This window comes from Clostridium lacusfryxellense (genome assembly GCF_018861735.1).
GTDB classification, from domain to species: domain Bacteria; phylum Bacillota; class Clostridia; order Clostridiales; family Clostridiaceae; genus Clostridium_AD; species Clostridium_AD lacusfryxellense.
In genome coordinates this window covers 1-23,548 of record NZ_JAHLEB010000030.1, presented here as the reverse complement: position 1 = coordinate 23,548, position 23,548 = coordinate 1, and the positions used below count along the sequence as shown (strand labels likewise).

At 30.5% G+C, this 23,548-nt stretch carries 26 protein-coding genes, 2 rRNA genes, 2 pseudogenes and 1 riboswitch; of the genes and pseudogenes, 8 read left to right on the top strand and 22 right to left on the bottom strand.

The genetic code is table 11. The features are described from left to right. Positions 1-48: 48 nt before the first annotated feature. Complete coding sequence (gpmA, locus tag KPL55_RS15935; RefSeq protein ID WP_216307732.1) at positions 49-780, bottom strand: 2,3-diphosphoglycerate-dependent phosphoglycerate mutase; 732 nt, start codon at positions 778-780, stop codon at positions 49-51. A gap of 94 nt (positions 781-874) precedes the next feature. Then, positions 875-1,327: a hypothetical protein gene (locus tag KPL55_RS15930; RefSeq protein ID WP_216307731.1), complete on the bottom strand. Its 453-nt coding sequence runs from the start codon at positions 1,325-1,327 to the stop codon at positions 875-877. A gap of 492 nt (positions 1,328-1,819) precedes the next feature. Here KPL55_RS15930 and KPL55_RS15925 point away from each other — a divergent pair, with 492 nt between their 5' ends. Further along, positions 1,820-2,530: an ice-binding family protein gene (locus KPL55_RS15925; RefSeq protein ID WP_216307730.1), complete on the top strand. Its 711-nt coding sequence runs from the start codon at positions 1,820-1,822 to the stop codon at positions 2,528-2,530. A 92-nt stretch (positions 2,531-2,622) separates the two neighbouring features. Here the strand turns inward: KPL55_RS15925 and cbiM are convergent, their stop codons facing one another. Further along, positions 2,623-3,615: a cobalt transporter CbiM gene (gene cbiM, locus KPL55_RS15920; RefSeq protein ID WP_216307729.1), complete on the bottom strand. Its 993-nt coding sequence runs from the start codon at positions 3,613-3,615 to the stop codon at positions 2,623-2,625. Between the two features lie 314 nt (positions 3,616-3,929). Here cbiM and KPL55_RS15915 point away from each other — a divergent pair, with 314 nt between their 5' ends. Next, entirely contained in the window at positions 3,930-4,343 is a 414-nt protein-coding gene (locus tag KPL55_RS15915; RefSeq protein ID WP_216307728.1) for a DUF3842 family protein, read from the top strand. A gap of 3 nt (positions 4,344-4,346) precedes the next feature. Here the strand turns inward: KPL55_RS15915 and nrdG are convergent, their stop codons facing one another. From nrdG to KPL55_RS15880, 7 genes are all read right to left on the bottom strand, one after another. Beyond that, positions 4,347-4,868, bottom strand: a complete 522-nt coding sequence (gene nrdG, locus KPL55_RS15910) for an anaerobic ribonucleoside-triphosphate reductase activating protein (RefSeq protein ID WP_216307727.1) — start codon at positions 4,866-4,868, stop codon at positions 4,347-4,349. A 1-nt stretch (position 4,869) separates the two neighbouring features. Then, positions 4,870-7,020 (bottom strand): anaerobic ribonucleoside-triphosphate reductase, encoded by a 2,151-nt coding sequence (nrdD, locus tag KPL55_RS15905; RefSeq protein ID WP_216307726.1) that lies wholly within the window; start codon positions 7,018-7,020, stop codon positions 4,870-4,872. Between the two features lie 159 nt (positions 7,021-7,179). Next, entirely contained in the window at positions 7,180-7,518 is a 339-nt protein-coding gene (locus KPL55_RS15900; RefSeq protein ID WP_216307725.1) for a cobalt ECF transporter S component CbiN, read from the bottom strand. Next, positions 7,518-8,270 carry an energy-coupling factor ABC transporter permease gene (locus KPL55_RS15895; RefSeq protein ID WP_216307724.1) on the bottom strand — a complete coding sequence of 251 codons (753 nt, stop codon included), beginning with the start codon at positions 8,268-8,270 and terminating at the stop codon, positions 7,518-7,520. The genes KPL55_RS15900 and KPL55_RS15895 overlap by 1 nt, the downstream gene beginning before the upstream one ends. 61 nt (positions 8,271-8,331) lie before the next feature. Further along, positions 8,332-9,162, bottom strand: a complete 831-nt coding sequence (locus KPL55_RS15890; RefSeq protein WP_216307723.1) for an energy-coupling factor ABC transporter ATP-binding protein — start codon at positions 9,160-9,162, stop codon at positions 8,332-8,334. 26 nt (positions 9,163-9,188) lie between these two features. Further along, positions 9,189-9,977 carry a cobalt ECF transporter T component CbiQ gene (gene cbiQ / locus KPL55_RS15885; RefSeq protein WP_216307722.1) on the bottom strand — a complete coding sequence of 263 codons (789 nt, stop codon included), beginning with the start codon at positions 9,975-9,977 and terminating at the stop codon, positions 9,189-9,191. Between the two features lie 265 nt (positions 9,978-10,242). Continuing rightward, positions 10,243-10,421, bottom strand: a riboswitch (cobalamin riboswitch). Positions 10,422-10,518: 97 nt separating this feature from the next. Next, positions 10,519-11,433, bottom strand: a complete 915-nt coding sequence (locus tag KPL55_RS15880; RefSeq protein WP_216307721.1) for a metal ABC transporter substrate-binding protein — start codon at positions 11,431-11,433, stop codon at positions 10,519-10,521. A gap of 162 nt (positions 11,434-11,595) precedes the next feature. Between KPL55_RS15880 and KPL55_RS15875 the strand changes: the two genes are divergently transcribed. The 3 genes from KPL55_RS15875 to KPL55_RS15865 all read left to right on the top strand — a co-directional run bounded on the left by KPL55_RS15875 (position 11,596) and on the right by KPL55_RS15865 (position 14,245). Then, on the top strand, positions 11,596-12,279 hold the full coding sequence (locus tag KPL55_RS15875; protein ID WP_216307720.1) for a metal ABC transporter ATP-binding protein: 684 nt from the start codon (positions 11,596-11,598) through the stop codon (positions 12,277-12,279). Then, a complete protein-coding gene (locus KPL55_RS15870) occupies positions 12,266-13,069 on the top strand; it encodes a metal ABC transporter permease (protein WP_216307759.1) in 804 nt (267 codons plus the stop codon). The genes KPL55_RS15875 and KPL55_RS15870 overlap by 14 nt, the downstream gene beginning before the upstream one ends. 165 nt (positions 13,070-13,234) lie before the next feature. Next, positions 13,235-14,245 carry a CobW family GTP-binding protein gene (locus tag KPL55_RS15865; RefSeq protein ID WP_216307719.1) on the top strand — a complete coding sequence of 337 codons (1,011 nt, stop codon included), beginning with the start codon at positions 13,235-13,237 and terminating at the stop codon, positions 14,243-14,245. Here KPL55_RS15865 and KPL55_RS26060 read toward each other — a convergent pair. Next, positions 14,225-14,407: a hypothetical protein gene (locus tag KPL55_RS26060; RefSeq protein ID WP_246599554.1), complete on the bottom strand. Its 183-nt coding sequence runs from the start codon at positions 14,405-14,407 to the stop codon at positions 14,225-14,227. The two genes, KPL55_RS15865 and KPL55_RS26060, sit on opposite strands and share 21 nt — an antisense overlap. Between KPL55_RS26060 and KPL55_RS26790 the strand changes: the two are divergent. After that, a pseudogene (locus KPL55_RS26790) lies at positions 14,319-14,651 on the top strand (permease); the annotation flags it as partial. The gene KPL55_RS26060 and the pseudogene KPL55_RS26790 sit on opposite strands and share 89 nt — an antisense overlap. A gap of 122 nt (positions 14,652-14,773) precedes the next feature. Here KPL55_RS26790 and tlp read toward each other — a convergent pair. The 6 genes from tlp to KPL55_RS15830 form a co-directional block, all read right to left on the bottom strand. Next, entirely contained in the window at positions 14,774-15,001 is a 228-nt protein-coding gene (gene tlp / locus KPL55_RS15855; protein ID WP_216307718.1) for a small acid-soluble spore protein Tlp, read from the bottom strand. 161 nt (positions 15,002-15,162) lie between these two features. Next, positions 15,163-16,869 carry a bifunctional diguanylate cyclase/phosphohydrolase gene (locus KPL55_RS15850; protein WP_216307717.1) on the bottom strand — a complete coding sequence of 569 codons (1,707 nt, stop codon included), beginning with the start codon at positions 16,867-16,869 and terminating at the stop codon, positions 15,163-15,165. 69 nt (positions 16,870-16,938) lie between these two features. Continuing rightward, positions 16,939-17,073, bottom strand: coding sequence for a cyclic lactone autoinducer peptide (locus KPL55_RS15845; protein ID WP_216307758.1), 135 nt, complete (start codon positions 17,071-17,073; stop codon positions 16,939-16,941). Between the two features lie 19 nt (positions 17,074-17,092). Continuing rightward, entirely contained in the window at positions 17,093-17,734 is a 642-nt protein-coding gene (locus tag KPL55_RS15840; RefSeq protein ID WP_216307716.1) for an accessory gene regulator ArgB-like protein, read from the bottom strand. Continuing rightward, positions 17,718-18,203: a hypothetical protein gene (locus KPL55_RS15835; protein ID WP_216307715.1), complete on the bottom strand. Its 486-nt coding sequence runs from the start codon at positions 18,201-18,203 to the stop codon at positions 17,718-17,720. Before KPL55_RS15835 ends, KPL55_RS15840 begins: the two co-directional genes overlap by 17 nt. A gap of 111 nt (positions 18,204-18,314) precedes the next feature. Further along, positions 18,315-18,881, bottom strand: coding sequence for a DUF5317 family protein (locus KPL55_RS15830; protein ID WP_216307714.1), 567 nt, complete (start codon positions 18,879-18,881; stop codon positions 18,315-18,317). A gap of 245 nt (positions 18,882-19,126) precedes the next feature. On the opposite strand from KPL55_RS15830, the gene KPL55_RS15825 reads away from it, so the two are divergent. Together KPL55_RS15825 and KPL55_RS15820 are read left to right on the top strand one after the other, a co-directional pair. Continuing rightward, positions 19,127-19,588, top strand: a complete 462-nt coding sequence (locus KPL55_RS15825) for a MarR family winged helix-turn-helix transcriptional regulator (RefSeq protein WP_216307713.1) — start codon at positions 19,127-19,129, stop codon at positions 19,586-19,588. Between the two features lie 3 nt (positions 19,589-19,591). Beyond that, positions 19,592-21,007 carry a potassium/proton antiporter gene (locus KPL55_RS15820; RefSeq protein WP_216307712.1) on the top strand — a complete coding sequence of 472 codons (1,416 nt, stop codon included), beginning with the start codon at positions 19,592-19,594 and terminating at the stop codon, positions 21,005-21,007. A gap of 147 nt (positions 21,008-21,154) precedes the next feature. Here the strand turns inward: KPL55_RS15820 and KPL55_RS15815 are convergent, their stop codons facing one another. From KPL55_RS15815 to KPL55_RS15795, 5 genes and pseudogenes are all read right to left on the bottom strand, one after another. Beyond that, positions 21,155-21,514, bottom strand: coding sequence for a hypothetical protein (locus tag KPL55_RS15815; RefSeq protein WP_216307711.1), 360 nt, complete (start codon positions 21,512-21,514; stop codon positions 21,155-21,157). 182 nt (positions 21,515-21,696) lie between these two features. Then, a pseudogene (locus tag KPL55_RS15810) lies at positions 21,697-22,641 on the bottom strand (ribonuclease Z). Between the two features lie 86 nt (positions 22,642-22,727). Further along, on the bottom strand, positions 22,728-22,946 hold the full coding sequence (locus tag KPL55_RS15805) for a hypothetical protein (RefSeq protein ID WP_216307710.1): 219 nt from the start codon (positions 22,944-22,946) through the stop codon (positions 22,728-22,730). Between the two features lie 127 nt (positions 22,947-23,073). Further along, positions 23,074-23,190 (bottom strand): 5S ribosomal RNA (gene rrf / locus KPL55_RS15800). A gap of 126 nt (positions 23,191-23,316) precedes the next feature. Further along, positions 23,317-23,548, bottom strand: a 23S ribosomal RNA gene (locus KPL55_RS15795); the annotation flags it as partial.

The window sequence follows — 23,548 nt, the reverse complement described above, 5'->3', positions numbered from 1 at the left end:
TCTATATTTACATGTATAAAGCAATTAAATTCATAAGCACTTATAGTCTTAGATATTTTTAGATATTTTATCCTCAGGTAACGCACCATCGATTCCCAAATAATAATGATTAATAGGTTTAAAATCATCATCTAACTCATAAACTAAAGGAATTCCTGTAGGTATATTTAAACTAACAATGTTATCACTTGATATATTATCAAGATGTTTTACTAAAGCCCTTAAAGTATTTCCATGCGCAGAAATTATAATCTTCTTGCCTTGTTTAATTTGGGGTAATATTTCTTGAAACCATTCAACCATAACTCTCTTTACAGTATCCTCTAGACTTTCAGTTGTAGGTAATTCGTCCTCTCTTAATTCCTTATATTTAAGTTCCTTTCCAGGGTATCTATCATCAGTTTTCAAAAGTTCTGGTGGTCTTACATCCACGTATCGTCTCCATTTATGAACTTGTTCATCGCCATATTTTTTCGCAGTTTCAGCCTTATTTAAACCTTGTAACGCACCATAATGTCTTTCATTAAGTTTCCATGACTTATATACAGGGATCCACATTAGATCCATCTCATGTAGTGTTATCCAAAGTGTTCTAATTGCTCTTTTTAATACAGACGTATATGCAACGTCAAATGAGTATCCGTTTTTCTTAAGTATTTCTCCAGCTCTTCTAGCTTCTATTAATCCGTTTTCTGACAAATCTACATCTGTCCAACCTGTAAATCTATTTTCCTTATTCCAAACACTTTCTCCATGTCTAATTAATACAAGTTTAATCAAATTAATCACTCCCTTGCTTAGTTAAAACTTATTATGTCTTAGGTAAGTATAACACTATTAATAACATAATATATTTTAACTATTTTGTATTCTTTCATTTTATATTTTTAAAAATCTCTATAGCATAATTATAATTAACGAAAGCTAAATCATACTTTTTCTTATAATAATAATACTCACCTAATTTACTATATGCCATAACCTTAACCTTAGATAACTCAAACTTATTTGCTATTTCAAGAATTTCATTAATGTGTATATCTTTATTTATTTCATTAAGGCTTTTCAAACAATATAATTCTGCATCTTCACTAGGAGATCGCAACAAATAAGTATTGTCTATTTTTAATTCAATATTAAGTTCTATCGCCCTTTGTACAAATTTGCTATATAGCATTATAGCAACATTTTTACTTATCTCTCTTTTTCCTATTTCAATCATACTGATAAGTCCTCTGGTAAGGTTTTCATCCACTAGGTCTTCTTGCCTCATCTTTAAATACTTTCTTGTAACCTTGAGTTTTTCCGCGGTAGTTAAAAATTCCATTTCTTAATTTCACTCCATTACAAATGAATTTTTGCAACATTTGCAATAAATATATGTTGCATTATATTTTAAAAAGAAGTACTATGAGGTTATAAGTGATAGACAATATTGATAATGATAATCACTTATCTTATATATATTTGTATTTTTAACTGAAATTGTTAGACGAAAGGGAACTAACATAACTTATACAATCTACCTAACGAATAGCATTTCCACTCTAAACTAACGTTATACATTAATATTAATTTATAAACTTGATTTTAATTAAAATTCAATTTACGGTTTAATCTAATTTTACCATAATATAGTCTAATATTGAAATTAAGTTTTAATTATTTAATGTTGATTTTATTTTAGAGTTAAACTCTTGCTCTTAGTTTGATTTTATAAGTAGTGCTAATTAATCCTTATACTGTTTAATGATTAACAAAAAAGAGATCACTGATTAAATTTATCAAAATACTCAAGAAGAAAGGGTTGATTGAATTTATGAAAATACTTAATAAGATGAGATTTATATCATTACAAACCACACTATTAACATTAGCTATAGTTGCAGTACCTACAACGTGTATGGCAAGTCAGCAAAGAGTAATAACAAACAACCGATTTGCAGTTTTAGCAGGTACCACAATAACTAATACAGGAAATACGTCAATCAATGGAGATGTTGGCCTGTTCCCTGGTACAGCACTCACTGGTCAGGAGAGTTTGTCCCTTAATGGAAATGCACAACTAGCTAACGCCACCGCAAATGTTGCTAAGACAGACCTTATAACTTCATATAATGGTGATGTTATCACTCCTGCTACTTGTATCCCTACTGAGCTTGGTGGAAAGACTTTGACCCACGGAGATTACGCTTCAGGTTCCGGTACTTTCGAGATAACAGGTACTCTTACACTTGATGCTAAGGGTGATCCAAATGCTCACTTTATATTTAACACAGCATCCACTCTAGTTACTGCAACATACAGTAATATTAGGCTTATCAACGGAGCTAACCCAAATAACGTTATTTGGAGGGTAGGAAGCTCTGCAACACTACAAACATATTCTCATTTCGAGGGACGTATTTTCGCATTAACATCCATAACTGTCAATACGGGTGCATCTGTTCGAGGTCAACTCCTAGCACGCAATGGTGCTGTTACTCTAGACAGTAATAAAATTACAAATAGCGCGAAGTTTATTCATTAGAACATAATTAATTTATAAAAAAATATAAGCTAGATACTATTTTTAAGTATCTAGCTTATATTTTTTAGTTTATTATCTTTATAATATATATTCTAAAACTCTCTCTTTTCCTGATGTCTACCACTGAGTAGCTTGAATATAATAATAATTATAGCAACTCCAGCTATAGCTGATAATATATATCCCATGATTTCGGAAATTCCACTAAGTGAATAATCCGGCATTAATGATTTAAAATTAAATCCATTTTGCATACCTTTTGGAATAAATCCTAAAGTCTTATCATTAGTTAGTACAGAGTTTATTTCATCAGTTCCCCACTCTCCCCAAGCTGTACCAGTTGCAAGTAACCCAAGTGGAGAAATACAGATCATTGCTATAAGCAATCCGTATATAGGTTTCATCTTTACTTTTAAACCATCAACTATAATCCCAGGAGAAACCTTTTTAACAAACCCATACACACCAGCCGTAATAATTCCCTCAAGAACACCCGCAACAAGCAAATGTGGTATAATCATTGCTGGTATTGATATACTTAATGGATATGGTGAATATAGCGGCATTCCTAAAGCATCCTTAAATAGCAGTGGCTGAATTCCAAATTCTATTGATGCAAATAGTGCAGCTATATTTAATGCTATATATGATGAAATAAAAATTGCTACATATGTTCCTTTATCGCTTTTAACCCTTCGACTTATTAAATTATAAATATAATAGCCAACAAAAGGTGCTATGAATGCCATATTCAAACAATTAGCTCCAAACGCTAAAATACCTCCATCACCAAATATAAATGCCTGTACCAGTAGTGCAATTGTTACTGATATACAAGCTGCCCACGGCCCTAAAAGAAGTGCTACTAGTGTTGCTCCCACCGCATGTCCAGTAGTTCCTCCTGGAAGGGGAATATTAAACATCATAACCATAAATGAAAATGCTGCTCCTACGCCCATCAATGGTATTCTCTTTTTTGTTAATTCACTTTTAACTTTTTTTACGGCGGTTCCCCATATTGGAACCATAACAGCTGCCATAACAGCGCAAGTTGTTGGACTTAGATAATTGTCTGGAATATGCATTTTAATTCCTCCTTTAAATTTACAAAAAAATGAAACCACAAAAATTGATAACTGTATTACAGAAATCAACCTTCGTGGTCAATAATTTAACTTATCTATAAATTTTTTTTAGTTTCCAATAATAGTACACTCTCGTAGCGCACAAAATAATAATAGCACATCAGCTATAACTTGTATACGTTAACTTATTTTTACTGTTTTAAAATCTTATTTTAGCTATAAATAGAATATACATAAACATTATAGTATAATAATGTTTATGTATATAAAAAAATTCAATGTCATTATAAATTATATATTCTGGAGGTGTACTTTTGAAAATAGCTGTTATAGATGCTCAAGGAGCAGGTCTTGGTCAAACAATTATAAAAAAAATACGTAAAGAAATTGACACTGATATTTATATTATCGCACTAGGTACAAATGAATTCGCTTGCTCAAACATGATAAAAGCAGGTGCAAATGAAGGTATAAGCGGTGAAAAATCTATTTGGTCATTTTGCCAATCAAATAAAGTTGATAGCATTATTGGACCAATTGGAATAATATGTAGCGGTGGTATAAATGGAGAAATTACTCCCATGATTTCTAGTTCTGTATTTAATATGGAATGTACTAAATATATAATTCCACTACAAAAACATGGAATTTATATACCTGGCACAAGGGATCTACAAATTAAAGATATAATTAAAGAAATTGTTTTTGATATAAAATCCAATATTTAATTATTATATAATAATAAAATTATTATATAAAATAATTTTATTCTGTTTAAGACTTTCACTCACTGCTATTATTCTTTGATTCTTAGAACCGCTTAAATATTGAGCAATATCCTTAAGACTTTCTATATATTCTCCATCTCTTAACATATCCACATGTTTTAAAAATTCTAACCTAATAGGATCTTTAATAAGCTCTTCAAAAGTATAGCCACTCCAACAAAATATAGTTTTTTGGGGGAACTTAGTTCTTATTTCTTTTACTAAATCTAATAAAACCCCATCGCCCAAATTATCCATTGGTTCTCCTCCGAGTATTGATAGCCCTTTAACATATTGTTTTTTTAAGCTATCTAAAATAGATTCTTTTGTGTCCTCGGTATATGGCATTCCATAGTCAAATCCCCTAGCAAGAGGACTCCAGCACCCCTTGCAAGGAGGATTTTTAGAACATCCACTAACAAATAATGATGTCCTAAATCCTATCCCATTTACAGTATCATCAAAGAAAATACTGGCATAATTCATGTTAATTACATCCTTTATTATTCTCTCTATTCTTGATTTCCTTCATTTTTCCATTAACTACAGGTCTTTCAAATATACTTCCAAGATATCCACAAAGCTTTCTGATTATACTTAATGACATTTTGTCGTCATTTTTACATACAGGACATTCAAAATCTACATCACTATTCTGTTTTGTAAACATTTCTCCTGTATATCCACATTTCAAACACTTATCACTTATTGAAGATATGCCAAGAAAATGAGTTTTATCATATGAGTATCTTATAATATCTTCAAGCGCTGTTAAATTTTTAGTCATATCGCCTAGTTCTACAAATGATATTGCTCCACCAGAGGATAATGATGATGAAACAGATTCTATATCTAACTTATCAAAAGGTGATATTAAATGATTTGAAGGATAATGGAATGAATTTTCATAATATCCATTGTCATTTACGCCTTCTATTATTCCAAAGTCTTTTACATCCTCTGCGCAAAATTTTGTTGCCAGAGTTTCTGCTGGAGATCCATACAAACTAAATCCTATTTTTGTACTGTCTTTTTGATCATCACAATAATCTCTTAGACAATTCATGATTTTACTTGCTCGTTTTGATGTTTCTTCTGATTTATCATCAAGGCCCACTCCATATAAAGCTGTTAAGCAATTATGTAATCCAACATACCCAATTGATGCTGAAGCGTATCCATTGTTAAGTAACGGTTCGATTGTATCTTCTGCTTTTAATTTTGCAATTGCACCACTCATATATAATATTGGAGCCTGCTTTGCTTTAACATTTTTTAATATATCATATCTTATCATAAGTAATTCCTTGGAATCTTCTAACGCTTCATATAATGACTTAAAAAATATTTCTTCATCATTCTTTGCCTGAATTGCTAGTCTTACTAAGTTAATTGATATTACTCCAAAGTTAAATCTTCCAGCAGTTTTATACTTACCATCTTCATCTACATAATTTCCTAAAAATGATCTACATCCCATTGGTTCCTTATAATCTCCAGTAACTTCCACAACCTTATCAGTATTTATATAATCAGGATATTGACGATGCGCACTACATACAACTGCTAATTTGAATAAGTCATAATACTTATCTCCTGGATTAAGATTATTTCCTTTTGTATTTTGATACACAAGTTTAGGAAATACAGGGGTAACTCCACCAGTTAAGCCCTTAATTCTCTGATTTAATATAGCTTCTGTTATCATCTTTTGAATTTTTTGATTTTCATCACTAGCGTTTAAGTCTACATTATTTATTCCCAGGGTTAAGAATGGGGTCTCGGCTCTACTTGTCATTAATGTTTGAACTTCATATTCAAGAGATTGCATACTATCTTCTATTTCTTTAGCTAATCTGTTCCATGCATATGCTTCTACTTTAATTTCATCTTCAATCCATAGCTTTCCTACTGCTCTATGTTTATTTAAACTTTTAACTGCATAAGGTGCAAGGCCCGTTATTAATGTTGGGAATGTAGTTCCACCATATGTATTACTAGATATATGACTTGCTACTTGTGACAATACATTAACTGCAGTCTCTATGGAATTTGGTGTTGCTATAAGGGTTGTCCCTAAATCAAATCCATTTTCAAACATATTAATCCAATCAACAAGGCAACAATTAAATAGTGGTAATCCAAAATATGTTTCATCATGTATGTATATACTTTTTTTATGTTTCTTTAAGTATTTTTTAGGTATCTTATGTCTTTGGCTATAATTACTCCCAACAACATTAGAAATTAAAGCTCTAATAGTTTGAATTTTACTACCATCAAGATTTCCATTAGAATTAGTCTGCTCTGAAACTGCGTTAATTATATTATCAATTTCTTTATCAAGTTCTCCTTTTTTATCTCTTTCAAATGTTCTCTCTTCTCTATAATTTATATAAGCCTGAGCTACCTTTTTATCTAATAATTTTATCTGGGCAACAATTATATCCTGTATTTCTTCTATTGGTATTAAATCTTCTCCGCCCTCTTCTAGAGTTTCAATTACTCTATTTGAAACAAGATTATTAAACTCTTTATCTTCTCTGCCATATACATCTATAAAAGCTTTTCCAGCTGCTGTCGATATTCTTTCTGCTTTAAATTCTTTTTTCCTTGAATCTCTTTTTATTACTAACATATAATGCCTCCGTATATTTTACTTTCGTTATTATCACTTCTTGTACTACCTATTCACCCTATAAGTTATTCATCTATATTTTAAAAATCCTCTTAACAATTTGGTTAAGAGAATTAAAAATCACACAATTATATATTTTATATCATATTAGCAATTAATTCAACTTTTATCAGCACTATTCTCTTTATTATCCTTATTTTCTTTTTTAGTCCGTTCTACAAATCTTCCAAGAAAAAAGAAAATAACAGCACTACCAATACCTGTCTGTACACAAAAGAGCAAACTTTCGATCTCTCCTGGTAATTCTCCACCAATCCAAGTTTCCATAATAGGTGTGGCCCATGGCTTATACTCTTTACCTGTAATCTCTGAGACTACTTTGCTTCCCGCGTCATCGGAGCCGCCAAATTCGGCACCCTTTAGCATAAATAATGGTATAATCGCAATCAAAACAGCAATAATTAATAATATGGTAACTTTTTTCCACTTCTTCATCATCAATTTCTACCTCCATCTAGGAATCCAAGCTCTATAAGTTCTGATTTTGCATATGTTTCAAGACCCATGATGATTACAACAGTTAAAATACCTTCTATAATTGCAAGTGGTAGCTGCGTAGGCGCAAAGACTGCAAGGAATTTAACTACAGATGATCCTACCCCACCACTTGCAGACGGAAACGCAAGTGCAAGTTCAAAACTTGTAACGCAATAAGTGAATAAGTCACCTATTGATGCAGCAAGAAAAATACCTACATATTTATTAACTTTCGTCTTCTGGCATATCTTATAGATAACATAAGTAACAAGTGGTCCTGCAATAGCCATAGAAAACGTATTAGCGCCAAGAGAGGTTAGTCCCCCATGAGCAAGGAGTATTGCTTGGAAAATCAGTATAATAATACCCAAGATACTTACTGCCATTGGTCCGAATAAAATTGCACCAAGTCCAGTTCCAGTCATATGTGAACAACTTCCTGTTACTGATGGAATTTTTAATGATGAAAGTACGAAAATGAATGCGCCTGCCATAGCAAGAATAGTTATGGATTTACGATTTTCGGACAATGTTTTCTTAATTGAGAAGTAACCTGCTGCTAAGAATGGAATACAGATAACACCCCATATAATACAGTATTTTGGTGGAAGATATCCTTCCATGATGTGCATTGCGTTTGCTGCGGGCGTAATCCCAAATATCATTGCAAAAGCTATGGCAATAAAAACAATTTTCTTTTCCTTTTGTTTCATTTTATTTACCCCCTTTATTCTTTATAATATATATTAATATATGCTAATATTTTCTACAAAACTAACTATTTTCAAGTATTTCCTTGAATTCTTTTACACTTTTTGGATAGGCCTTAGCATCTTCTATCAAATGTTTCTCTATAAGTAATTCATAGATTTCCAGCATAGTTGGTTGTTTTAAATTTGCCTGTTTTAAGATTTCTGTATTTCTAAAAATTTCAAGTGGTGTTCCATCAGCAATAATTTTCCCTTGGCTAAATACAAGGACCCGTTTTGCCCATCTGTATGCAAAGTCTACATCATGAGTTGAAATTAGCATTGTCTTACCTTCCATGCTGAGCTTGGCCAAAACTTCTTCTAACATAAGCGCATTTAAAGGGTCTAGAGATGCAGTCGGTTCATCAAATATAATAATTTCTGATTTCATAGCAATAATGCCTGCAATGGTGACACGTTTCTTTTCCCCACCACTCAAATAGTGCGGTGGACGATCCTTAAAATCTGATATATTCATGTATGCCAGTGCTTCATCAACTCGAGTCACTACTTCCTCTTTTGGAAGCTTTAAATTCATTGGGCCGAATCCAACTTCAGCTCTAACTGTAGATGCAATTATTTGATTGTCTGCATCCTGAAAAACTATTCCGATATTTTTTCGAAGCCCTCTTAAATTCTTTTTAGTAACTAGTGTCCCACGGTAAATTATCTTTCCTTTTTCTGGTTTAAATACACCGTTTATGTTCAAGAAAAATGTTGATTTTCCTGATCCATTGGAACCAATCACTGCAATTTTCTCACCTTCATAAATGTCCACACTTACACCGTCTAGTGCTGCCTTTCCATTTCCGTAGATGTAATATAAATCCTCTACTTTTAATATTGGTTTTTCCATAATAGCTCCTTTCTAGCTTGTAAAACTTATTTTGTAAATACCCAAAGCAAGATTAAAAAAATTATGAATGTAACTGCATAGACAATTTGCATTGTCTCTACCTTTTTATCTTCCTCTAAAAATATAAGATCCCCATCATAACATCTGGATTCCATAGCATCATAATAGGTGTTTGCCTTTTTAAGTGAGATAACTAGCATATTGCTGGCAATGCTTCCAAATGTATAACATGAAGTTTTAAAATCACTGTATCCCAGGCGGGATTCTGCCGAGTTTTTCATTTTAGTATACACATCCATTAAAATGAAAATGTAACGGTAAATAAGGTTCATAAGTTCTACAATAAGCTTTGGCACATGTGCCTTTCGAAGCACATAGATAATCTCAGAAGATGGTGTCGACAGTGTCATCATCTGCAGTGCACTTATAGCTGCAAAAACCTTCAAAATCAAAAATACTACCTCTTTCAGCTTTGCCTGAGAAGTAAATACATAACCTAAACCAATATACATGTTATACTGCCCTATTGGTTGCTTTGAAAAATCAATGGCGATTGTAAAAGTACCAAGGAGAATAAATACGATTGGGATTGCTAGTATTGATAAGTATTCATTTGCTTGAAGCTTTCCTTTTACAATGTTAAGGTAGCCCATTGCTATAATGACCGTGACAGATACATATGGGTTTTGAAGTACTACACAAAGAATCAGTACTATAACAGAAAACGATACTTTAAAAGTAGCATTCCATTGTCTTATATTGGAAGTATAAGCATAGAAATCTATTGAAAAACCTTCACCGTGTTTATGCCCCATATAGCGCCTCCTTTGTATATATTAATTATCACATTCTTAAAGCTATTATAATTATAAATATGGATTAATATCGGGCATTATGTTTTTATATGATATTCTGCCAAATGATGAGCAATATTTGTTTTATCATTCATAATATAATCCTTGCCACAAATAAAAAACCTTCTAACTGTAACGTTAAAAGGTATGATTTAATAAATATGTTTAATTTGATAAAATCAAATAAAAAATTTTATTATAATGCCCTCCCTATCATTCGTAGAGTTTTCAGCGCAAAATATAGGCAGGTATTCTGACTCAAGAATCATTATTTAAGTACGCCTTCCCCGTTTCCAAGTGACTTATTGTACTTAAATTTATCTATTACAGCTACGAGATAGTTCAGGATTTTAACCTGATTCCCTTTTAATTAAAATTAATTAATCCTATATTTTATTATATAATTTTTATAGTTTCTTTTTTATTAACTTACTATATAATAAGCTAATTATTATAAAAAGACAACTACTTTATTAACTAAAGCATTATACGAAAACCAATTTTATTTTAAGCTAGTGTAAATCATTTCTAAATTTTCTCTCATACATTGTATATAATCCTTATTGTCTTCTTTGCTTTCTATTGTATGTATTGTCTCAACTTTAGCCCCAACTTCTTTAGCTAGTGCATTCGAAACCTTAGGACTTACCATATCTTCAACAAAAACTGTTTTAATATTATTTTTGGTGCAAAAATCAGTTAATTCCTTTAACTTTTTAGCACTTGGCTCCCCTGCTGCAAAAACATCTTCAACACTGTTTTGTATTAGACCATAATCTCTGCAAAGGTATGCAAAAGCCGCATGTCCAGTTACAAAGCTCTTATTACTTACAGCTTCAAACTTTTTATTATACTCATCGTAAAGTGTATCAAGTTGCAAAGCAAAATCCTTATAATTTTTCTCATAATAAGCTTTATTAGAAGGATCAGTTTTCACTAAGGCATCTTTTAAATTTTTAGCTTCATTTTTTGCACCTTTTAAACTTAACCATAAATGTGGGTCATATTGACCATGTTCTTCGATTTCTTCAGAATCTGTATTCTTTATTGCATTATAGCCTTTTGAACCATCAACCGTAATTAAATTTTTATTATCTACGGATTCTAAAACCTTATCTACCCAAGACTCCATGCTAAGACCATTGTACATAAATATTTTAGCATCATTCAGGTTTTCAAGGTCCTTTGCCTTTGGTTCAAAATCATGTGGCTCTGTACCATCAGGTATTATAGTTACTATATCAACCTTGTCTTTTCCAACAGCTGCAGCGATTTCTCTCATTGCATTAAATGTAACCACAACTTTTGTTTTGCTTTGAGAAGTGGTTTTGTTATCCTCTGAATTCTTGCTACCACATGCAGTAAACGTCAGTAATGTAAAACTAAATAAGATTAAGATTGTCAATTTTTTTAACATTTTTATCACTCCTTAAAATAGCTTGTTGCAAATCATTTGCATTTACATATATAATATACGTATAAATATAAATTTTGTCAACAAGATCATTTACATATTTTTCATGTATATGATATTCATGTTTTTCAAATCTGCATTAATTTATATTGATTGGAGGATATTATGATTCAAATTAACAATTTATTTTTTTCTTATAACAACTCTTCACCATACATCCTTAATGATATAGATTTAACTATAAATGATGGGGAGTACTTATCAATATTAGGTGACAATGGATCAGGTAAAAGCACTCTTGTAAAGTTAATACTAAATCTTTTGAGTCCTACTAAAGGTACAATAGTTAATTCAAATAAAAGTATAGGCTACGTTCCACAAAAGGCTGATTTTCTAAATTCACAATTTCCTATTACAGTATATGAGATGCTTAATTGCTATAGAAAGATACTAAAAATTAAAGATAAAAACTTAGTATCTAAAAATTTAGAATTAGTTAATATGCTTGATTTTAAGGATTCCCTTATAGGCACGTTGTCAGGAGGTCAACTTCAAAAAATATTTATAGCAAGATCATTACTAGGAAGTCCAGGCCTTTTAATATTAGATGAGCCTTCCACAGGAGTCGATGTAAGTAGCCAAAAAGATATTTATAAGCTGATAAAAGAATTAAATACAGCTAATAAAGTAACGGTTATTGCAATTGAACATAACCTTAATGCAGCTATGGTCAATTCTTCTCTTATTTATCATATATCAGGCGGAAATGGTCATTTGTGCACCCCTAATAAATATATAGAAGAATATTTAAAACCAAAAAAAGGAGATGATTTTTATTTTTCACTATAGCTTTATGCAAAACGCCTTTATGATTTCTATATTAATTTCTATACTTTGTCCATGTATTGGTTTTTTCTTAGTACTTAGGCGTTACTCAATGATTGGTGACACCTTATCCCATGCTTCTCTTGCAGGTGTTGCAATCGGGCTTTTGTATAACGGAAACCCTATAATAAGCTCATTCATATTCACTTCTATATGTGGGGTATTAATCGAATTTTTAAGGGACTATTTTAAAAAATATGCTGAGCTTATCCTTGCTATAGTATTATCATTAAGTGTTGGTATCGCTATTACTATCATGAGTTCTGGGAAATTGCATGCAAATGTTAACTCATTTATTTTTGGAAGTGTACTAACAGTTACAAGAGAAGATTTATATGCAGTCTTGGTATTAGGCATTATATCAATAACAACTCTAATATTTTTATATAATAAACTTGTAATTATAGTCTTTGATGAAGAAGCAGCTAAAATTGCTGGAGTAAATGTTAAATTAATAAATTATATATTTTCTATATTAGTTGCAGCCACAATATCCGTTTCAATGAGAATTGTTGGAGTACTTGTTTTAAGCTCAATGATTGCTTTACCAGTTGCTACTGCAATGCAACTCGGAAAAGGGTTTAAAGCAACTTTTTTATACTCAGTATTATTTAGTGTCATAGATATATTATTGTCACTGTTTATATCTTATTATATGAACTGTGCTCCTGGAGGTATAACTGCATTAATTTCTGTTATATTACTTGCATTAGTTATATGTGTGAAAAAATGTTTACTAAGGTTAAATCGATGAATTTTGTATATTAAACCAATTTTATATGTAAATTTACTTATTAAAAATAGTTGTAAATCTTAATAATGACTAATATAATAATAAGGAATTATAAATGCGAATGGTTTGCAAAGCCATTGATTGACGTAGGTAAAATATAAAGTTTATATTTGGGAGGCGTAATAAATGAAGACAAAAGTTGACATAATCTCAGGATTTTTAGGAGCTGGAAAAACCACTTTAATAAAAAAACTAATCGAAGAAAAATTGCATAATGAAAATGTAGTTATAATAGAAAATGAATTTGGAGAGATTGGTATTGATGGTATTTTACTAAGAAAATCCAATGCCTTCGTAAAAGAAATCAATTCAGGTTGTATCTGTTGTTCACTTGTTGGTGAATTTGGAGAAGCTATTCAAGAAATTATATTAAAATATAAACCCGATAGGATACTCATAGAACCATCCGGTGTTGGCAAACTCTCTGATGTAATTAAGGCTTGTGGAAAATCTAACTTAAAAGAATTAATAACAATAAATATGATTATCACTGTTGTAGACGTATTAAAATATAAAATTTATAACGCTAACTTTGGTGAGTTTTTCGAAAATCAAGTAAAAAATGCAAAAACAATACTTTTGAGTAAATCTGAAAAATCTGATAGAATAAATTTAGATTTTGTAGTTAACTCAATACATAATTTAAACAGCACTTGCAATATAATAACAACGGACTTAAAAAGTATAACCTCAGATACTATAATTGATGTAGCAGAACAAAGTGATAAGACTTCCCTAGAGAAAGAAATAAAAAGTGCTAAAAACTTTTCTATAAAGGGACATACCTATGGAAAAACTATTCAAAGTGGAAATCCATCTTCCCATAATCACAATGCCAATGAAGTTTTTGACGTTTGGGGAGTTGAGACAATAAATGTATACACCAAAGAAGAATTAAAAAATATTATGGATAATATGGCACATTATACAGAGTATGGATTCATTCTTAGAGCAAAAGGTGTTCTTAGAGCAAAAGGTGTTCTTCAATGCCACGACAACACTTGGTTACAATTTGATTATGTCCCTGATGAATATGAAATAAAGAATATAAAAGCTGATTACATCGGAAGATTATGTGTAATAGGTTACAACTTAGACAAGAAAAAACTTAATAATTTATTTAAGATAATAGTGTAGAGAGATTATAGAGGATGAAAATAAAAGTAGATATAGTAACTGGCCTGTTGGTGCAAGGCTAATTAAAAAGGGTATTCCAGTACCTGCAGCTGTAACATTTATGCTTGCTGCGCCAATAACAAATCCTATTGTTATTGCTTCTACCTTGTATGCATTTCCCAATCAACCATCTATAGCAATATATAGGGTTATTTTAGGAATTACAATAGCATTTATAGTTGGCGTAGCATTTATTTTTGCACCTGAAGATGAAGTTACGCTTTTTAACAATATAGATGATATTACATGTAGTTGTGGTTTTTGTAGCGATAATTCTGTTAATATTAAAGGTATACCAGGAAAATTAGATGCAATATTTAGGCATGCTGGAGCAGAATTTTTTCAAATCGGAAAATTTATAATTATTGGTTCACTTCTCTCTAGCATAATGCAAACAATAGTTCCAAAAGAACTGTTTGCTAGTACTACCTATAGCTCAAACTCAAAAGTGCTAAGCTATAGGTATAATTTTAATGTTATATTATCACTCTATTTATATCCGTTTTTCTTGTCTATTGCTTCATCTCTAATTTCTGATTTCATACCATCAATAGATTCTTTTCTTCTTTCATTCTTTTCTTCCAGTACTTTTTTATTTTCTTCATCATCTGTTTTTTCAATAGTTTCTGAAGTACGATGACAATTTTCAATAGTATTACTAATATTTTCTTGAATTTTATCTACATTGTCTCTTCTATCATCTGGTTTGTTTTTCATAAATTCATATCCCCTTCTATTTTATTTATTATGTTCTCTTTATTATTATATCTACAAAAATATTTATTATTCGATAAAGAATTAAAACAATAAAAAACCACTGAAATTTGCTTCAGCAGTTTTTACCTAAATTTATATTTTATATTTTTTACCAATATTTTCTAAGCACCTACGTTACCAAAACCATTTTGACTTTCCATAATAACCTCGACAAATGCATCAACAATATCTTTATCAAACTGAGTACCTCTACATCTCTTAAGCTCTTCAACAGCTTCTGCATAGGTTTTCCTTTTGTTGTAGGGTCTGCTAGACGTCATGGCATCAAAGCAGTCCACCACTGTTAACATTCTCACAAGGTAAGGTATATCATTACCTTTTAGGTTATCTGGATAACCTCTGCCATCATATCTTTCATGGTGATGTAATATTAAAGGAATAATTTCTTTAAGTGATTCAACAGATTTTACAATTTCCACACCATTTACTGAATGTTGTTTCATTATTTCCCACTCTTCATTAGTTAATGGCATATTTTTATTTAATATTTCCTTTGGAATATTTATTTTCCCAATGTCGTGCATATAAGCACCAAATATTAAATCTTTTTTGTTTTTCTCATTTAGTTCTAGTTTATCAGCTAGTAACTTACTATAAATGACAACCCTTTCAACATGACCATATGTATATTTATCCTTAGCATTAATTACACTTATAAGAGTTTTTATTGATGTGATAATATCTATATGTTCATCTTCTGTATCAATTTTTAATTCATCTAATATAGAAGTATAACTTTCCACTCTATTTTTATCAAAAAACTTAGCCCTATAAAGTGCATCATCCGCACTTTTAAAAAGTTCAATTGCATCCTTAGCTTTATCAGGATAAGTTGATATTCCTATTGAGACAGTCACTTTACCATTTGGTTGGTTTTCTTCTCCACTGAAATATGTTTTCTCAATCTTATTTCTTAATTTTTCTGCAAGCTTAATAGCATTTGTCTCAGAAGTATTTGGAAGAATTATAGCAAATTCTTCACCACCATACCTTGCCACTATATCATCTTTTCTAAAGCTATTCTTTAGTATAAAACCTATATTTTTAAGTACTTCATCACCCATTTGATGACCATTTACATCATTATAAACTTTAAAATAATCTATATCTAATAACATCATTGAAACTACTTTATTCTCTCTTTCACAAATTTTCATTATTTCACCTAATGCATCATAAAAAAACCTGTGATTGTAAATTCCTGTAAGACCATCTATATTTGCCAAACCCTCAAGCACTCGTATATGTTCATTTTCAATCTTTACGTAGAATCCCAACGGCCATGCAGTAAGAATAAAGACACCAGATAAAATCAAATCATTAGAAAAGAATTGATTAACCACTTCATTGGGTGCATATATAAGGTCTAAACCTAATATAAATAATGAAGCGACACAAGCTACTATCATACCTTGTTTCATACCTTGTTGTATAGTAGATGCTATTATAATAAATAAAAATATAAATTTATAGTCACTTGTATTTTTACCTGAGTAAAGCACAAGAATAATAAACAATAAAACGAATAAAGCATTTTCCATTAATTGTATATTGTTAATATATTTACATTTTATTTTTTTAATAGTTGAAAATGACCATATAAAGTATATTAATACTAAAATTAAGACTAATATTACACTAAAATACAAAAAAGGATTATAATAAGTTTCTTCTGTTGCTTTCATTAGGTCATTTCCATTAAAAAAATACCTTAAGAATATTATTCCTGAAAATAATAGGGAAGCTAATTTTATTATTGATACTATTTCTTGAATTTTCTTCTGTTTGTCATTTTCTAAATTACCCATAATATCACTACCTTATCAAATTCATTTTAATAAAATAATGAGGTCAGCTATACTGACCCCATTATTTTATTATTTATCTCTTAGACATTTTGGTTCTTCTGGCTGATAGACAAACCACCAACATGCTGAAGAAGCGACAGAAGTTGCTACAAGAGTTGCTACTACTGCAATTAAGCTGAATAGATGTTTTTTAAAAAATTTCATAATATAATCCCCCATTTTCTTAATATTTATGATTTAAAAAGGTATCTACTTTACCTACTAATAAGTGACCTAAAGCTGTAAGCGTAAATACTTGCCATAATATGCCTGAATATAAGCATAGAGTATAAACAAGAAACTTAATTTCACCACTATTTATGTAGAGCATGGTAAAAAATACTGTTATCATTAAATATACACTTAAAAGTATTATAGAACCTTTTTTCATCCGCTTTATTTTTTCTTTTTTTACAATAGGCTTTGCGATACTGTCCACTGGGGCTAATTTATAAATAATACAATAGGAACATATAAAAATTACAAATCCTAAAACTATAATTAATTTCAAATTAACTACTGGACTTATTAAAAATGATATTAACAATGCTTGTCCTACACATATAATTATACCTATAAAACTACAAATTAATGGTGAACTTGCATGAACTCCGCCAGAATATTTTCTAAGTATGCTCGCAGTAAATGAAATTATTAACGCTTCAAAAGCTACATGAAATAATATTCCAAACAAAAACACAAGCATTATAGAAAAAAACATTTGCATTAAAGCAAATGCACCGTAAGCGATCACCTCTTTATTATCCTGATCAAGGGTTAATTCTAATGCTACTTTATTAGCAATGCTATTAGCTAATTTCTCCATTTATTACCTCTTTCAATTGTTTTCTTCTAGAATTATAGAAATAATATGTACATACTATAGCTGCAAAAATCAATAATGATGGAATTCCATATAATACCTTAAGTGATGGATCACTTAAGAGATACATAATGTCGGCTTTAAATATATACTGAATTATAAGAACATTAATGCCCTCACATATATATTGCAGAATTACTGCCATGAGACTCGCTTGTATAGATTTAATAATAGAAATTTTACTAAAATTAATAGAAACTACATTAATTGCTATAATACCTAGTATAGTATGTACTCCATATTGAATTGGTAATAACCTTATTAAATAAACTGTAGGTACAAAAAATACACTTGATATAATATATTTTTTTAAGTTAATAGGAGTTTTTGAAAATGCATACACTGCAAACATAAATAAAAAGCCTTCCGGTAATCCTCTTAAAAAAAATTCTAACAACGTCAATTTTAACATGTTTTACTTCTCCCCTAACAACCCTGAATAACTTTGTATATATTAACAATTATATCATTAATATTACAAAATAGGATATATTTAAAAATATAATTAAATGAATATAATATACTATTCGCTCAACGACTCATAATTGCTTATCTTTGTTTTATTAATGGCTTTTATGGTGTTATATATTATAATAAATGCAAAAACTCTTATGAATACATCTCCAATGCTCATAACGCAGTACCCCACATCAATTACATCAGATAAAAACTTATACTTAGTAATTCCGCTCCCCATAATATGTATATCATTAACTCTAACAAAAGAATCTGGTTTTGCGTAACCAGTTAAGTATGACAAGGTTGGGAATACAGGCATTTTTCCATTATTAGCAGCTATAACAAAATTATTTAAAGCACTTCCAATTAAAATAAATAATGATCCTATAATTGCACTAACATTTAGTTTATATTTAATAATTAAAACTAAAAATGTTAAAAGATAAATATAATGAAAAATACCGGAGTATTTTATGAATGTATAATTACCGCTAAACATCATTATCTCTAAACCAACATACATTAGTAGAAATAATACAAGTGGATATATCGCCCACGTCTTAAATAATGGTCTTATTTTATATCCTTTAATTTTTGCAACAATAAAGGCTAATATCATGGGTTCAATCATAGATCTTTCCTCGCATTCACAATTTATACATTTAATTTATTTATATATAGATTATACTAATTTTTTTAATATATTCCTAGTCTTTTTTGTAAAAATAACTGATTATTATGAATAAAAATACATTATAAATATTTAAATCTCCTACTTAGATACCAATCTGGAAACTAATTGATAAATTAATCAAGTAATGATATGCTTAACATATGAATAGTTCACATGTTAAGTATATTAAGAAGGAGTAAATTATGATTGGTGTTGAATTTCAAGAAAAACTTATTGAGGTATTAAAATCTGTTAACGGAAGACTTAATGGCATTCTGCACGATTTTTATCAGCCATATGGCCTAACCGCAGTGCAAGCAAGCGTATTACTGGAACTTACTAAAAATGGGGAGCAAAATATTACTGACTTATGTAAACATCTATATATGGGAAAAAGTAATTTATCGCCATTATGTAAACGTATGGAAAAGAGTGGCTTTATAGAGCGCGTTAGAAATTTGAAGGATGAGCGTTGTGTAAATATAAAAATGACAGAATATGCTCAGAGAATAATGGAAGAAGTAACAACATCATTATCTGAAAACATTATTCCTACATTTAATAAAATAGATGAATTCAAAAAGATTAGAATTGTGGAAGGATTGGATATTCTAAATGAATGCCTCTCTTTAGACACAAATAAAATTGGAAAAGGAAGTGATTAATAGATGATAATGCCTTTGATTATAGCCTCAGTTGTTGTACTCATGTGCATATTTTCAAGTAAAGTTCTATATAGGTTTGGAGTACCCTCATTACTTATATTTATTCTACTAGGTATGGTATTTGGTTCGGAAGGAATTGTTGGAATTCCTTTTGAGAATTATCGTATAGCAGAGCAAGTTGGTTCATTTGGTTTAATACTAATAATCTTTTACGGAGGTTTTTGCGCAAATTGGAAAATAGCAAAGCCAGTAGTTGGTAAGGCTGTAGCGATGTCAACTTTAGGGGTTGTTGTAACTGCAGGTCTTACAGGATTGTTTTGTACTTTAGTTCTTAACATAACGCTCTTAGAAGGATTACTTATTGGCTCCATAGTAGCTTCGACTGATGCTGCATCAGTTTTTTCAATTCTTCGTTCTCAAAAACTAAATTTAAAAGGTGGACTTGCATCCCTACTTGAAATCGAAAGTGGTAGTAATGATCCATTTGCATATATGCTTACAATTACTATCTTAAGTCTAATGAACATTAGTGGAGAACAGTCAATCTTACAACTCCTAATATTTCAAATATTTTTCGGTTTATTAATTGGTTTTATTTTAGCGAAAGCAAGTTCTTGGATATTAAAAAATATAACTTTCGAGATTGAGGGACTATATCCACTATTTGTTATGGCAATAGCTGTTTTAGCATATTCATTAAGTTCATGGATTGGTGGTAATGGATACCTTAGTGTATATATTGCTAGTATTATAATTGGAAATAGTAAAATACAAAATAAAAAGAGTTTGGTTAAATTTTTAGATGGCATATCATGGTTAATGCAAATAATGCTCTTCTTTATACTAGGACTACTTTCTTTCCCATCTCATTTAGGATCAGTTTTAATACCGGGAAGTTTAATTTCACTCTTTCTGATTTTTGTTGCTAGACCTATCGCCGCATTCGGAATACTAGGCTTCTTAAAGGTCCCTCTAAAGCATAAATTGTTTGTATCGTGGGTAGGAATTAGAGGTGCTTCATCTATTGTTTTTGCTATACTAGCTGTAACAAATAAAGCAGTTATACAATCCGATATTTTCCACATAGTATTTTTTATAGCATTATTTTCAGTTGCTTTGCAAGGGACCTTAATTGCACCGCTTGCAAAGAAATTAGATCTTGTTGATAATTCGTCAGCTGTTTTAAAAACATTCAATGATTATCAAGAAGAATCAAACACAAAACTTTATGAATTACAGATTACTCCAGAAAGTTATTGGGTTGATAAAACTATAATGGATGCTAATATACCGGATGAAATTCTTGTTGTAATGATAAAACGCGAACAAAATGTAATACATCCTAAGGGAGCTACAATGATTAAAAATGGTGATGTATTAGTGTTAAGTGGAGATAATTTTGATAGTGTTATAAGTTAGTATGAAATGCAAATGTCATAACTCTTCGATAGCTTTATTTATAATCAAACAACAAAAACTACCTAACTATTTAGTTAAGGTAGTTTTTGTTGTTTAACTTATTTAAAATGACAAACTTTTATTAATGTATTAAATCAGTTTGTCATCTTATGCTTTATTGGATTGTGTTACACCACGAATCATTAAACCTGCACCAATGGCAACACAACCAAACATTAGTATAACAACATACAGAGTAGTCGGTCTAAAACTGATATCTAATCCCATCAATAAGCCTAAAAGAATTGAACAGATACCAAATGCTATTAATATCCATCCCAAAACTTGACTATCCATAGCAAATAAAAGAATAATACCTATTATTACTGGCAATAACAATAATCCAAAAGGAGGATTATAACCACCCATAAAACCACCCAAATTAAAGCCAGTTCTAACTATAGTATTTTGCGTTATTAAGAATGCACCTAAAACAAAAATAATTAATCCTATAAGAAAATTTTTCATACTAAAACCTCTCCATTCCAAAACATTAATATTTGTATGTATAAATTATAACATAAATGGTTAACTACATAAATAATAGTTCAAAATAACATTTATGTTGTAAATTGTTTAAAAACAGGAACATCACTGATGCAACGACAAAAAAACCACTACTCATATAAGTAGCAGTTAGATACATTTTTTTAATCTTTAAATGATATAGTCCTTACAAATCTATCAAAACCAATAGTACTGTTTCTAAATATACCCTCAGCCATATCCTTGTACTCATCTGGATTTAGCATTGAAGGACTAAAATGAGTTAAAAGGAGTTCTTGTACCTCACCTTTTAATGCAAGCACTGCTGCCTCTGTAAAGGTCATATGTTTATTTTTAATAGCTTTTTCAATATCATTATCATTACCATAAGTACCCTCACAAATAAACAAGTCACTTTCATTAATAAAAGATATTATATTAGGAGTTGGCCTTGTATCAGTAGTAAAACTAATCTTTATTCCTCTCCTCGCTTTTCCTAGCACCATGCCCGGGAAATATGTTTTTCCATGTTCATTTATAATCTCATTTTTCTGTAGTCTATTCCAGAACTCTTTTGGTATTTCATTTTTAGCTGCACTCTCTACATCAAATTTTGCTTTTCTATTAAAATATAAGCTATAACCCAAGCAGTTAGTTGAATGCTCAAGTTCCAGTGTCGAAATTATCAAATCATTAAATTCTCCTAGCGAGGTATTATTCGCATTTTACGGAGCTTGTATTTTTACAGGTTCTTGTGGGTTCTCTAAAATATTAAGTTCATATGGAAGATATGGTGCTGCAACTCTTAGCCCTTTTACAATATCTATGATTCCTATAGGCCCAATTATAGTAATAGGATCAGTTCTACCACTGTTTCCTATTGTTGCTAGAATACCTGGAAGCCCTACAATATGATCTGCATGACCATGTGTTATACAAATTATATCTATTGATTTTAACCCCCATCCAAGTATTTTCATCGATACCTGAGTTCCTTCTCCACAGTCAAGTAATATCTTTCTTCCTTTATAACTTATAAGTATTGATGATAGATATCTTTCTGGAATTGGCATTCCCCCTCCACATCCTAAAAGTGCCAAATTGACCAATTAAATCACCTCACTTCTTTTAATATTGATTTTATATAACAAATTACAAAGGAAAAATACTAAGTATTTTTCCTTTGTAATATAACTTATAAGAAATTTGAAATTTTAAAAGTTCCATCGGAGTTATCTTCACTATCACTTTTTTCTCTTCTAACGTTGCTCACATTCTCTAATGATTGATTCCCGGAGCGTTTTTTAAGAAGTTGATCTTTTATACTGTGACTCTCTGCTATATTATTTAGAGTCTCCATAACATTATCCTTTTGGATTTTATCATGGTCTTCATTATTATATATATTTCTCATGAAAATCCCTCCTTCATAACTCAATAGTATTATTGGCTCTTTACATTGTTGTCATACTATGAAATAATTGGAAACTTTTTTTAAGCAAAACAAAAACCACTAAGATAAACTTAGTGGTTTTATTATTACCTGGCGACAACCTACTCTTCCACAAGGTCACCCCTGCAGTACCATCGGCGCATTGAAGCTTAACCTTCGTGTTCGGTATGGGAACGGGTGTTACCTTCATGCCATAATCACCAGATTGAGAATATAAATATTCTCTGAAAATTGCACAGTGTGAGTCTTCTCGCATACGCTCGAAGCCTTCGCTTCTTTTTTACAAAAGAAGTATATATCGCAAAATTAAATGTTTGTTACTTTATTTATCTTGGTCAAGCCCTCGACTTATTAGTATTAGTCAGCTGAACATGTTACCATGCTTACACCTCTAACCTATCAACCTGGTGTTCTTCCAGGAGTCTTACTCACATTGCACTTACGTGCAAGTGATGGGAAATCTCATCTCAGGGTGGGCTTCACGCTTAGATGCTTTCAGCGTTTATCCCTTCCAAACATAGCTACCCAGCGATGCCACTGGCGTGACAACTGGTGCACCAGAG